Annotated in this window: 9 protein-coding genes and 1 riboswitch; all 9 genes read left to right on the forward strand. The window is 39.9% G+C overall.

Annotated elements, in window-relative coordinates; translation table 11 throughout:
• Positions 1–6 precede the first annotated feature (6 nt).
• The 9 genes from G8782_RS08945 to G8782_RS08985 all read left to right on the forward strand — a co-directional run bounded on the left by G8782_RS08945 (position 7) and on the right by G8782_RS08985 (position 13,685).
• The gene (locus tag G8782_RS08945; protein WP_172370594.1) at positions 7–402 is read left to right on the forward strand and encodes a hypothetical protein; all 396 of its coding nucleotides are present in this window, start codon (positions 7–9) and stop codon (positions 400–402) included.
• A 59-nt stretch (positions 403–461) separates the two neighbouring features.
• Positions 462–1,193 (forward strand): TipAS antibiotic-recognition domain-containing protein, encoded by a 732-nt coding sequence (locus G8782_RS08950; RefSeq protein ID WP_172370761.1) that lies wholly within the window; start codon positions 462–464, stop codon positions 1,191–1,193.
• A gap of 178 nt (positions 1,194–1,371) precedes the next feature.
• Positions 1,372–1,458, forward strand: a riboswitch (cyclic di-GMP riboswitch).
• 58 nt (positions 1,459–1,516) lie between these two features.
• Complete coding sequence (locus G8782_RS08955; protein WP_172370595.1) at positions 1,517–3,724, forward strand: Cna B-type domain-containing protein; 2,208 nt, start codon at positions 1,517–1,519, stop codon at positions 3,722–3,724.
• A 48-nt stretch (positions 3,725–3,772) separates the two neighbouring features.
• Positions 3,773–5,374, forward strand: a complete 1,602-nt coding sequence (locus tag G8782_RS08960; RefSeq protein ID WP_172370596.1) for a SpaA isopeptide-forming pilin-related protein — start codon at positions 3,773–3,775, stop codon at positions 5,372–5,374.
• An 86-nt stretch (positions 5,375–5,460) separates the two neighbouring features.
• Positions 5,461–6,309: a class C sortase gene (locus G8782_RS08965; RefSeq protein WP_172370597.1), complete on the forward strand. Its 849-nt coding sequence runs from the start codon at positions 5,461–5,463 to the stop codon at positions 6,307–6,309.
• Positions 6,310–6,314: 5 nt separating this feature from the next.
• The gene (locus G8782_RS08970) at positions 6,315–7,025 is read left to right on the forward strand and encodes a class C sortase (protein ID WP_172370598.1); all 711 of its coding nucleotides are present in this window, start codon (positions 6,315–6,317) and stop codon (positions 7,023–7,025) included.
• 251 nt (positions 7,026–7,276) lie between these two features.
• Complete coding sequence (locus G8782_RS08975) at positions 7,277–8,707, forward strand: carbon starvation CstA family protein (protein ID WP_172370599.1); 1,431 nt, start codon at positions 7,277–7,279, stop codon at positions 8,705–8,707.
• Positions 8,708–8,842: 135 nt separating this feature from the next.
• Positions 8,843–10,894: a DUF2339 domain-containing protein gene (locus tag G8782_RS08980; protein WP_172370600.1), complete on the forward strand. Its 2,052-nt coding sequence runs from the start codon at positions 8,843–8,845 to the stop codon at positions 10,892–10,894.
• Positions 10,895–11,003: 109 nt separating this feature from the next.
• A complete protein-coding gene (locus G8782_RS08985; protein WP_172370601.1) occupies positions 11,004–13,685 on the forward strand; it encodes a DEAD/DEAH box helicase family protein in 2,682 nt (893 codons plus the stop codon).
• Positions 13,686–13,695: the final 10 nt, after the last annotated feature.

The following is a 13,695-nucleotide window of genomic DNA, read 5'->3' on the forward strand; positions in this document are numbered from 1 at the left end:
TTAGTAATGAAATCTTATCGATTATCCTTATTGTTAGTGATTTTATTGTTACTGTCGGGGTGCGGATTGGAAACTAAAACCTTCGAGGAATTTTGTGAGAACGACTTGAACGATGTTTCTAAAATCGGAATTGTTGATGGAAGTACAGGCTATGAAGTGACTACGACTGATTATGAAAAGATTCAGGGTTTTATTGGTGAAATAAAAAACATTAAATTTATCCCTGACGATGATCAAGGGAAAAGAGATGGTTTTAGGTATTCTATTACTTTTTTCGAAGATGATGATCGGACATTTCAATTTAGTGAAACTTATTTAAACGGCAACTATTATCATACTGATCCAGATATTCATCCAATAGTGGATGGATTTTTTACAACTATCGAGCTAGAAGAAAAGTAAAACTTATCCTTGACTCTCACGTTACGTCATAGTTTATTGTTGGTAATGAAGGGAGGCGAATCGCGATGAAAGTGAAAGAAGTATCACAGATGACCGGTGTTAGTGTGCGCACACTCCATCATTATGATGACATCGGCTTGCTCGTGCCGGATGTTTTGACGGAAGCGGGATACCGGATTTATTCAGAGGAAAATCTGGCAACCTTACAACAAATACTATTCTTTCGCGAACTCGGCTTCTCTTTGAAAAAAATAAAGGAATTGCTTTCTAGTCCATCGTTTGATCGCCAGGAAGCTTTCGAAATGCAACGAAAAATGCTGATTGCTAAACGGCAGCAACTGGATGAAATGATCGATACGATTGAGAAAACAATTCGCCATGAGAAGGGAGAGTTAAGGATGACGAACGAAGAGAAATTTCAAGGATTTGATTTTAGCACGAACCCATACGAACAGGAAGCCAGGGACCGGTGGGGGGATAAAGCGGTTGACGAGTCGAAGAAGAAGGTCGCGCAGTTTGGCCCCGAAGTTCAAGAGGAAATGAATCGTATTTACTTTAACCTAGCGGAGTTGCGTCATACGGATCCAAAATCTGAAAAAGCGCAAGTGGCTATTAAAGACTGGTTCGATATGTTGAACAATAACTTTGGAACCTATTCGCTAGAAGCTTTTGCGGGACTCGGTGAAATGTATGTCGCCGACGAGCGGTTCACAAAAAACATCGATCAGTTTGGCGAGGGGCTCGCTGAATTTATGCGCGATGCCATGAAGACCTTTGCAGAGAACAACTAATTTCATTAATGCCATGCAAATTTTGTCATTGACAATATTTGCATGGCATTTTTTATTTCAAGAAAATCCCATGCAAAAAAATACTGGATTACTGACGTTCGTCAATAGCGGCAACTTTCAATGTTCTATATGCTGAAGATACTACCAATGATTGTGTAATAAAAGTCCTCATCCAACATAGAATAATAGGCAAACTTTAAGAAATTAAAGGGCGCAAAACTTTGGAGTCTACGGCATTAGTTGCTACGACAGTCCGGTCGCGATTACAATTGCGACCGGATTTTTGTCGTTGAAATAGATCAGCAAAAGGAGGGGTTTTATCCATGGTTTTAAAACGGTCATCCGTTTTGCTATTGATAGGGATGATCATTCTATCAATAGTTTTACCATCGCTACAAGCCATGGCCAAAGAAGGTGAGAAGTCTGATGACACGTCGCAAGCATCGGAGGAGATAGAGGATTCGGCAGAAGAAGTGGAAGTCAAGGTAGTCGGGAAGACTGAACCAATTGAAACAACCGAACCAGAGAAAACGGTTGTAGATGAGAAAGTGGATATTTTAGTTTCGAATCAATGGATAAATGTTCCGGAAAGCGAAAATCCACCGTCAGTGAAACTGTATCTAGTAAACAAGCAAACCGGCGAACAAGTAAAGTCGGTGACGTTGGGAAATGTGGAGACATCCTATTTGTTTGGTGGATTGGACAAATATGACGGTGATGGCGCATTAATTGAGTACGCGGTAAAAAGTGGTGAGGTTAAGGGTTATGAAACATCGGTTAAAAATTATACAGTGACACATTCGTATATTGTGTTGGAGAAAGAGGAAGAAATTTCACTAGGTGACGACAAGGTGGTAGGGATAGATGATTCTGCTAGAAAAACAGCGGTAAATACTGCAACAATAGCATCCTGTCCAGGCGATACTTATGAGTTCGATGATAGCTCAGTAGTTGTGCCTATTGAAATTGAAAAATCCACAAATGACCACACTAGGTCGAGAATAATATGGACGAATGGAAACATCGTATACGCTGCAATCAACTCAACACACAAGCTCAAAAGTATGGTTCTCAATGGAAAATCATCGATGGGTATGGATCAATATAATCCGACGACCAAAATTTATGTAAATTGTATTGAATATGACCCGAAAGTTGGAATACAAGGGAATACTGACGATGCGCATTGGACGGTTTTCAAGTTTGATTTATTGGAATTAGGCTTAGGTGATTCTGAGGTGTATAAGTTTTCGGTGACATCTGTGCAAGGTGGAGGACACGACATCAAAGAAGGAAATCTTCTATTCAAGATTCCCAAGAAAGATGTAAAAGGAAAGAAAACATGGGTAGGTGGAACGGAAAGACCCGCAATCACCTTGATGCTTATGAGGCAAGGTAAGGAATTTAAATCGGCAATTGTTAATGGAACAGAAAGCCCCACTGCTTGGGCTCATACTTGGACGGATGTTCCTGTGTCTGATGCATATGGCCGAAAATATGAATACACTGTCGATGAAAAAACTGTACCTGTTAACTATGTTAAATTAGTTGAATTGATTGGGAATGAATGGATTGTAACGAATACTTACACCCCAACCCTTTTTAACATTGAAGTGGAGAAAAAGTGGATTGGTCCAGCGGCAGGTTCCGTCACTATTAAACTATTTGCTGATGACATAGATACAGGAAAAATGTTGGATTTAAATGATGCAAACGAGTGGCGTGCTTCCTTTTCAAATCTGAAAGAATTTCATCATATAACTGGTGAGAAAATTAACTATAGAGTTGAGGAAGTTGCAATCGCTGGTTATTCAACTTTAAAAACCATGACAGAAAAGGGTTTTATTTTCACCAACACCAATGATGAAAAAATTTCAGTAGATGTGGTTAAGGAATGGGACGGAAGAAAAACAAGTTCAGTCACGATCAAATTACTCGCAAATGATGAAGATACCTCACAAACATTGTTACTTAATGAAAACAACGGTTGGAAGGGTTCCTTCTCGGACTTGAGAAAATACGATGCGATTTCAGGAGAAGAAATTCGTTATTCAGTAGTGGAGCAAAATGTCCCGGATGGTTATGCAGTTAGTTATAGCCCATTAGTTAATGGAAAGATTATTGTAACGAATACTGAGGTTGTTGGTTCTTTAAAAGTATTAAAAGTTAATGAGAGTGGAGAAGTCCTAGAAGGTGCAACATTTGAATTATGGGTTAAAGACGGAGATCATGTAGGAACTAAAACAACAAACTCTTCCGGAGAAATCGATTTTGAGGGTCTTGCATGGGGCGAGTATCAATTGATAGAAACTAATGCGCCGAATGGCTATCGAAAGTTACTGCAACCAATTGAAATTACGATTGGACCAGGTGATCTTTTGCACATCGAAAAGACTGTGGTCAATACATTAAGTGGATGGATAATTCCGAAAACGGGCGGCATCGGAGCAGCTGGATTCTACGGATTTGGTGCTTTATTGATGGTGTTAACGCTCGGTTTCTTCTTGCGCAGAAGAAAGCCGAATGAATGAGGTAGGTAACAGTTTCAATGAAACACATAATGGAGAGGAGAAAATCAAATGCAGATCAAGAAACTGATCGCTGTAATGATGATTGCGTTACTCACATTTATGACAATGGCTACGGGGGAGGTTGCCAATGCGGAAGCTAATGAAGAAGTTAGAACAACGGGTAGTTTAACTATTTACAAGTATGAGGTTGAACCAGGTTATGTAGGTGAAGATGGTGATGGTTCGGCGGGACAACAGGGGGACATTCCAAAAGACGATGCAGTGTTAATTGATGATGTAGAATTTACAATTATTAAAACACATGATTATGATCCAGTATTGGATAAATGGACACCGACAGTAGAAGACTTTTCTGATGTAAAGTTAACAGTAGATGGGGTAGCACTATTTGATAATTTAAAATTAGGACGTTATACAGTTGAAGAAACAGCCGGCCCAAAGAATGTTAATTTAAATACAAATATCTACTCCGTGGATATCCCAATGACAAGCGCAAACGGGACGGATATATATTATAACGTTCATATTTATCCGAAGAACGAAATAATCCGCGGAGCGGTAGAATTATTCAAAGAAAATAGTGAAGCTGGTACTGGACTAGATGGAGTTATGTTTGATCTTTATGAAAAAAATAATGCCACTCCAATTAAAACTGACCTTCCAACAGAGAACGGTGGGAAAATTCAAGTTGATGCATTGTTATATGGTGAATACTATTTCCAAGAGACTGCTACTGTAGAAGGTTTTGTTCTTAATGGAGCGGAGCATCACTTTAAAATTGAGGCCAGTGGGAAGTTTACAGGGGAAATCGACGAACGCGGTACAATTGTAAAAGTTACTGTTAAGAACTATCACGAACCTAAAATTGAAAAAACAATCAACGGTAAGAAGGCAGACTTGCCAATTAACCGTGAGACAGAATTTGAATACAATTTAAATATTACACTTCCATCTGACATCCAAAATTATCAAAGTTTTATAGTTAAAGATGAATTAGATGCGAGATTAGCATACGGTGGTACATGGACAGTGGAAGGTGTAGATAAATCAGCACTAGCATTTTCTCAAGAAGGCCAAATGCTTAAATGGACAGTCGATAATTTCGCGGCACTCGCTGGAGTCAAAAGTATCAAAATTAATTTCAAAGCGAATGTTAAAACAGAAGCAACGGCTGGAGAGCCAATTGCAAACATCGGGAAAATTGATTATCAAAATGGAAACGATACTGAGGGGAATTCTGAATCAAACCTAATAAATGTAGTTCCTACAGCTGGATCTTTGACGGTAAATAAAGTAGATGAAAAGGGAAATGCATTATCTGGAGCAAACTTTGAACTAAGAAATTCTAACGGTGATGTAGTTGAAACGGGAACGGGTGGAACAATTTTATGGACAGAACTAGATTATGGAGAATACACGTTACACGAAGTAATAGCACCGGATGGTTATCGTAAATTGCTGAAACCAATTGAGGTTACGATTGATGCAACAGAAGCAAACGTAATTATTAATGTAGTGAACTCTAAATCTGGTTGGGATTTACCAAAAACCGGAGGTATCGGAACAACGCTATTCTCTGGCATCGGGCTACTCCTAATGGGAGCAGCAGTCTTCATCTACGCGCGCAGAGAAAAACCAGCTATCAAGTAAGAGGTAACTTGCAATAATAAGAGATAGGGAGCCTGTCTCCCTATCTTTTTAAAACCAAAGTTTTTACTACATAGGGGTGGTCTATCATGAAGCGAAACGTCCTATTTGCGATAGTCTTTCTTATCGGCCTTGCCATTTTCGCGTACCCAATAATGAGCAATGTTCTTGCTACAAAAGAGCATCACACGATCATTAGCGAGCGCGATGAAGAGATACTGAAGCTGACCAAATCGGAAATCAAAGACTTGAAAGACCAAGCCGCAGCCTATAATGAAAAAATAATAAACTCAACCGTGCCAATTGAAGACCCTTTTGCAGAAGAATCGGAAGGAACGACCGTTACGGGGTATTTCAACGTGTTAAATATAGGTGAATCAATGGGGAGTCTCGAAATTCCGAAAATTGATGTGAAGCTTCCCATTTACCACGGAACTGGTGAAAAAGTGTTGGCAAGCGGAGTGGGGCATCTTTCAAATACGTCTTTGCCGATTGGTGGAAAAGGGACGCACGCCGTAATGACGGGACATCGTGGACTGCCCAGTGCAAAAATGTTCCGGAACTTGGATAAGCTAAAGGTGGGAGATTTATTTTTCATCAAATCATTGGATGAAACATTGGTTTACAAAGTAGACCAAGTATCAGTTGTTTTGCCGAATGAAGTGGAACTTCTGGGTATTGAAGAAGGCAAAGACTTTGCGACGCTCATTACATGCGAACCTTATATGATCAATACCCATCGCATGTTAGTGCGCGGTGAACGTATCGGTTACCGATCTGAGTCCGAAGTGATGGAGCGATTAAATGAAGAAAATAATATGGGTATGAAGAAGGCTTTTAATCCATTTGGGGCCATCATGATTGCGCTACTAATAATTCTCGCAGTGTCCTACTTAATTTATCGGAAGAAAGTTGTGAAAGCGCAAAACGAGGAGTGATGAGGTTGAGAAAAAATTGGCTAATTGTCGTGCTTTTTAGTATCGGGTTACTCATTTTTCTCTATCCACACATCGCCCGCTACTCCAATTCAATCGAACAAGAAGCAATCATCCAAACATTTCAAGAAGAAATTAGGCAAGTGACCGATCAAGAAGCGAAACAGCGAATCGACTCGATTGCAAAATGCAACGATGCTATCTTCGAAAATTCGGAAGCATTTCAAGATCCTTTTAGTTTCGAATCAACAGTCGAAGGAACTATCGATTGCACTGATCATGCGATTAACGAGAACATATTCGGAGTTCTTGAAATACCAAAAATGAAAATTAAAGAACCTATCTATATCGGCGCAACACAAGAAAATTTAAGCGTAGGCGTCGCTCAAGTAGAAGGATCCTCCCTCCCAATCGGGGGCCTCAACACGCATTCTGTCTTAGCTGGACACCGCGGCGGCATCACGCGGGAACAGTTTCAACATCTAGACAAATTACATGTAGGCGACGTGTTTCATATCCATGTATTAAATGAAACAATCTCATACCGCATCACCAGCCAAGAAGTCATACTGCCTCATGAAACCGACTCGCTCCAAATTCAACCAAAACAAGATTTATCCACACTCATCACCTGCCACCCCTATGGAAGCAACACGCACCGGCTCTTAATTCACGCGGAGCGAATGATTCCGAGCGGAAATCAGGCGGAGAATAAATAAACTTCAACAACCAGCCGGAGTTATCGAGGCTGGTTTTTTTATATGAATGAAAATGAAATATACGTAAATGAATCACAATCACACATTAGCAATCATTTTCGACATGTTACGACAGAATACGCCTTTATCAGAAAACATCTGTTAAACTATAGAAAAGCGATAGAAATCGCAAAGGACGTTTTCGATATAAATTCTTTTTATAAATAATGAAAGCGTATTCAATTCAAGGAAATGGGAGTGTATTTGGTAATATGATTACTTTTTTAGTGTCTATCGTTGTGTTAATTGCGGCCTATTTTATTTATGGTAAATTTGTTGAAAGAGTTTTTGATCCAATCGAATCAAGAAAAACGCCGGCTTACGCAAATGCTGATGGTGTAGATTATGTACCGATGAACAAACATAAAAACGCTTTGATCCAGCTTTTAAATATAGCGGGAACAGGTCCGATTTTCGGTCCGATCATGGGTGCGCTATTCGGCCCGGTCGCGTTTTTATGGATTGTTTTAGGCGCGATTTTTGCAGGAGCGACACATGACTATTTGACAGGCATGATTTCAATTCGAAACCGAGGCGCGCATATTCCTGAATTAGCAGGCAAGTTCCTCGGCGCATTTTCAAGACATATCGTAAATATTTTCGCGTTACTGCTGCTTTTATTAGTAGGAACTGTGTTTGTAACAACACCAGCATCTCTATTAAGCATCTTAGTGAATGGTAAAGTTGCTTTATGGGTGATTATCGGCGTTATATTTGTTTATTATTTCTTATCAACGATTCTGCCAATCGATAAAATCATTGGTAGATTATACCCGTATTTCGGAGCTGTTTTATTACTTGGTACAGTAGGTGTCGGGATTGCATTATTATTCTCCGATTATAAAATTCCAGAGTTGAGTTTACAAAATATGCATCCTGATAACTTGCCGATTTTCCCGATTCTTTTCTTCACGATCACTTGCGGGGCGCTATCAGGTTTCCATGCAACACAGTCACCGATTATTTCAAGAACGGTTGAAAAAGAATCACAAGGTCGTTATGTGTTTTACGGAATGATGATCGCTGAAGCTGTCATCGCTATGATTTGGGCGGCAGCCGCGATGAGCATGCTAGATGGACAGACTTTAAGCGAATTTATTAAAACAGGTACACCATCATCTGTTGTCAATGAAGTTTCAATGACATTACTCGGAGCTGTCGGTGGAACGATTGCGGTGTTAGGTGCGATTGTACTTCCAATCACATCTGGAGACACAGCATTCCGTGCTGCACGTTCAATCATTGCAGACTATTTGAAAATCGATCAAGAGAAAATGGTCAAACGTTTAGTAATCGCGATTCCATTATTCATCGTCTCAGCATTGTTGACGCAAATCGATTTCAACCTATTATGGAGATATTTCTCGTGGGCGAATCAAGCAACTGCAGCGATCGCGTTGTGGATTGCGACGATGTATCTATTCATCAAAGGGAAGAATTATATTATTTCGCTAGTGCCAGCGCTGTTTATAACCTATATGGTGTTTATCTACATTCTAAATCAGAAAATCGGATTCAATTTAGACTTGAATGTATCTTATATCGTCGGCATTGTGCTAACGGTGTTTCTTGCAGTGCTGTTCTTCTTTAAAGCAGTGCATAATAAAAGAAACAAAATTGAAACAGATATACCTGTAGATTAATGTTGTATGTTCGTTTGATAGTTTGGTAAAATAATTAGTAATACTTGGAAAATGAAGAGTGCTACTCTACTTTTTAATTAGTAGGGTAGCATCTTTTTTGATTTCATAAAATAGGTTAGGTGGAGGAGGGGGAAAATGTCAGAGAATCATCAGGATATTTTAAAGAGGCTCGAGCATTTAGAAAGAGAAATGAAATTGCTAAAAGAACAACAAGCACAGTTAATTGGCAAAACTGCACCAGTAATGAAGGAAATCAAACCTTTTAGGCCACTAGTAACTCCTGATAAACAAAGTGCGACTGCTGTCATAACGAAACCTGCGAGGAAAGAGTTTGATTTCGAGAAAGCCCTGAGTCAATGGCTTCCACGCGTGTTCATGTTCATTTTACTACTAGGTGTCCTGTGGGGGCTGAAAGTTGGCATGGACAACGGCTTCATCACAAATCCTGTCAGAATCGTGATGGGGTACGTCGGAACCGGACTTCTCTATTACTTTGGAATGAAGTACTACGGGAAAAAGAATAAAGTATTCGGCTTAACCTTGCTCGGCGGTTTTATCGCGCTCGGGATTCTCACGACATTTGCAGCCCATCACCTCTACGGCTATTTTAGTTTTATAGTGGCATTTATTATCGGAGTCGCTTATATTGCGGCGGGATTATGGTTGTCCGAGAAAACAAAATCAGAAACACTGACAATCTTTTCAGCAATCGCAGGATTCCTACTCCCATTCCTGCTCGAAGGCGAAAGCGCGACTTCCATTCAATTTTGCGCTTACATCCTGATTTTGTTCTTGTCCTTGTTTTATGTATCGCTCAGACAAAAACACAAAATATCCTTTTACATTTCGTTTCTTTTGTTCCATTTAACATTGGTGACTTACGGCGTATTAAGCGGGGAAGTCGGGGACGAACCGATCATTGTAGGCACTGTTTTAATTCAACATGTATTGCTGCTGGCCTTTTATTTAAAGGGGAAAATCGAGCGGCATGTGTTTACCGAATCGCTGATTTATTCGAATTTCGTATTCGCACTAGGTTGGATTAAAGTGCTGGAGCACAATCCGGAGATTCTCGTATATGGTCTTTTCGCAGCACTTTATGTCACACTTTCTGTATTTTCATTTTCGAAAAAAGACGATTTGCTGCTAGGCGTATTTTCAGCGGTAGGAGTCCTTGCGGTAAGTGCATTTATCTTGGCATTTAACATAGAAACTGGCGTAATGAGGGTCATCTTGTTGCTTGTCAACGGAGCTGTCGGTTTATGGGTGGGATTTCGCTATAAAACAAAAAGAACCATTGCGACGAGCTCGTTTATTTATGTGATCGCAGGTTCCGCAGTTTTTCTTGCGACAGGAATTTATGAGTTTATATCGTTGGAAAATTTGTCTTGGATTGTGTTAATACTGACACTTGTATTCATTTACTATACAGCTTATCAATTTCTGCCTAAGAATTTGAAAGTCGAACTAAGGCAAATCGATCAAAGTTTGATTGTCGGCCAGATTATTTTGCTTGTTTATCTGTTGAAGCTGACCACCGTCGTTTTATCCGACTTTAAAATCGGCTTTGCGACAAACGAACATATTCATTTACTGGTCATGATTATCGCAATCGGCAGTATGATGCAGTTTTCAAAATGGGCAAGAGGGAAGTACTTAGCATATTCCGCTGTAATTCTATATCTATTTTTAGGATTAATCACAATGGGTGTCCGGTTGGCAACTTACATTGAATTTGAACATTACCTTTTCAATCTATCCGTTGAAATACTTTATCTAATCGGACTCACATTCTTATTTATAACGATCATGAAAGATAAATTCATGATCACACTAGCAAAATTCAAAGTTAAGCTGCCGATTCTGGCGATCATTATGCAAGTCGTATACTTCATCTTTTTGAATAAATGGTTCCTGACATTTACGCAAACTTATGAGTGGGATACGGAATACATCCTTCTCGCACACACATTCCTGTTATTCGCATTCGCCTTTGCGTCAGTCAGCATCGGAAGGAAACTCGGTTGGAAATACGTAAAATTCATCGGCGCAGGATTAATCGTGTTGTGCGTGCTGAAGTTATTCATCATTGACTTGGGGGCTGTTTCGATACTGATCCGGGCAATCTTGTTTACGATTGTAGGTGTTGTCGGTTTGCTTTATTCGAAGAGTTTGTTTAAAGAATAAAATTTATGGAGGCATCTGCTATCTAGTGGATGTCTTTTTGATTCTATGGAAAGAATGTGAAACTTCGATACAAGTGAAACCGTATATGAACATAGAGGGGGATTGTCGAATGAAAACATTTCCGAAAGGGATCCAGTTTTGCTATGAATGGCGGTCCTATCAGAAAAGGGTATTGAACGAACTTAACGCTCATATGAAAAGCAAAAAACTTCACCTTATCGCACCGCCCGGATCAGGGAAAACGGTGCTCGGGTTGGAGGTCATGTTGCGGATGAATAAAGCAACATTAATCGTAGCGCCGACATTGGCGATTAAACAACAATGGAAAGATCGTTTTACGGAGCTATTCTTAAAGGACGAACAACCGGATTGGATTTCCATGGACATTAAAAACCCGAAATTTATCACAATCACAACCTATCAATCTTTACATTCCATTTATAAAGAAAATGATTATCTTGAAGAGGAAGATGACGAACTCGTCGATGATGCTGAGCTACTAGAAGAGGAACCTATCGTCTTGAGTGAAAGTGCACGGATCCAACAAAAAATAAAAGCAATCGGTTTTGGCACGCTTATTTTAGATGAAGCCCATCATTTACGGACTGCTTGGTGGCATTCGATGATGCAACTTCGTAACGAACTTCAAAATAGCAATGTAGTATCCTTGACCGCAACACCGCCTTTCGATGTTTCAGCATCGGAATGGCAGCGCTATATTCAATTATGCGGAACGATTGACATTGAAATTAGCGTGCCTGAACTAGTCAAAGCAAAAGAATTATGTCCGCATCAAGACTATGTCCATTTTTCTGCACCTCAAGATGAGGAACTGAAAATGATTCTTCATTTTAGAGATGAAGCGCATAAGTTTATCGAATCCTTTATTCATGATGAACGAAGCAAGAACTTGCTTGAAAGCCATCCTTGGTTAATGGATCCAATGGAATATGTCGGAGAAATTTTAGAACAACCCGCTTATTTTTCGAGCATATTAATCTTTTTAAACCATGTCGGTAGCGACAAATATTTGGATGCATTGCCTATCATTGGTGTCTCTGAAAAAGATATGCCTGCGTTATCATCCGAATGGTTGGAAGAACTTTTAACGGGGATTTTATATACAGATAAGCGTATTTCAGCCGAAAAGGAATTCCGAAAAAATATTAAAGACCGGCTAGCTCGAATGGGCGCGATTGAGCGGAGAAAGGTTCGTTTACAATCCACCAGCGGAATGAATAGAAAACTCACCCAAAGTGTTTCGAAATTGAACAGCATTCGAGAAATTATAAAATACGAAAAGACCTCATTGCAAGAAAAATTACGGATGGTCATTCTGACTGATTATATTCGATTAACCGATCTCCCGAATAGTACTGACGATGAGTTGCCGCTCACTCGCATCGGAGTAGTACCGATTTTTGAAATGATTAGACGAAGTGTCGGGATACATGTTAAGGCAGCGATATTAACAGGTTCACTCGTCATCATTCCCAAGAACGCGCAACAACTTGTCGAAGATATAGCGATTCGCGAAGATTGTCAGTTACGATGGAAAGAACTGACGCATGATCCGACTTTCATTCGCACAGAGTTGAACGCAGGGAATCGCCAACAAGTGGTTTCAATTTTGACTGAAGTGTTTACAAAAGGTGAAATCGATGTGTTGATTGGAACTGCAGCGCTTCTCGGGGAAGGCTGGGATGCGCCGTGTGTAAATTCACTGATTATGGCCTCTTATGTCGGCTCATTTATGCAATCAAATCAAATGCGAGGACGAGCGATTCGCGTGGACCGTAACAATCCAGAAAAAACATCATCTATCTGGCATCTGGTTTGTGTTAATCGTGATATAGAGGATAGGGGCTATGATTACGACTTAATGGATAGGCGTTTTCGTTCGCTCGTCGGTGTTGGCGTTGAAAAAGATGTGATTGAAACCGGAATCGCCCGCTTGAGATTGGATTATCCTCCTTTTACATTAGAAAAAATCAGGTTAATGAATGCAAAAACATTTGCAAGATCATCTAATCTTGATGGGTTATTTGTCAGATGGGAACGTGCAATTTTCAATGGGAGTGAAATGACAGAAGAAATTGTGGCGGATAGAAAATCATGGCCGCGCCCATTTTACCTGCAACACTCTTTGAGAGGATTACTATGGTTTGCTGGATTTACTACAGTAGGCGGAATTGTCGATGCCGCTCAAATTCTATGGAAGTTCGATGGTGTATCGATCGGTATGGGGTTGTTTTACGGAATCATTCTTGGTTTTCTTTTTGGATTGCCTTCAATCTTGAGAGTGGGAAAACTCTATTTCAGGAATCCTTCTGTCGAATCGAGTATGAAAGAGATAGGCGAGGCGTTATATGTTTCATTGCATAATGCAAAACTAGTTAGTACGCCATATCGAAAAGGAATGATTCATGTCACAAAAGATAGACTTAGCGAGTATACTTGTTGGCTTATGGACGGAACAACGCACGATAAAAATGTGTTTATGAAAGCATTGAAAGAGTTTATAGATCCAATTGAAAATCCAAGGTACTTGCTTATTCGACGAGCAGGAAAGTTGATTAAGAGAAGAGATGTCCATGCGGTTCCGCAAGAACTAGGTCGAAAAAAAGAGCATGCTGAGTTCTTGCAAATAGAGTGGAAAAAACGTGTCGGAGAGGCTGAACTAGTATACACCCGGACATTTGAAGGCAGAAAAGAACTTCTTTCCGCACGATTGACTGCTTTGTCGGCGGCTTTCGTTGAAAAAGCGGACCGTATTAGTGGTTGGCGATAGTAATTGATAC

The sequence above is a fragment of the Sporosarcina jiandibaonis genome, assembly GCF_013184495.1.
Classification (GTDB): domain Bacteria; phylum Bacillota; class Bacilli; order Bacillales_A; family Planococcaceae; genus Sporosarcina; species Sporosarcina jiandibaonis.

Coding starts and splice junctions, on each gene's coding strand:
- G8782_RS08945 (WP_172370594.1), top strand. CDS start 7: ATGAAATCTTATCGATTATCCTTATTGTTAGTGATTTTATTGTTACTG.
- G8782_RS08955 (WP_172370595.1), top strand. CDS start 1,517: ATGGTTTTAAAACGGTCATCCGTTTTGCTATTGATAGGGATGATCATT.
- G8782_RS08960 (WP_172370596.1), top strand. CDS start 3,773: ATGCAGATCAAGAAACTGATCGCTGTAATGATGATTGCGTTACTCACA.
- G8782_RS08965 (WP_172370597.1), top strand. CDS start 5,461: ATGAAGCGAAACGTCCTATTTGCGATAGTCTTTCTTATCGGCCTTGCC.
- G8782_RS08975 (WP_172370599.1), top strand. CDS start 7,277: ATGATTACTTTTTTAGTGTCTATCGTTGTGTTAATTGCGGCCTATTTT.
- G8782_RS08980 (WP_172370600.1), top strand. CDS start 8,843: ATGTCAGAGAATCATCAGGATATTTTAAAGAGGCTCGAGCATTTAGAA.
- G8782_RS08985 (WP_172370601.1), top strand. CDS start 11,004: ATGAAAACATTTCCGAAAGGGATCCAGTTTTGCTATGAATGGCGGTCC.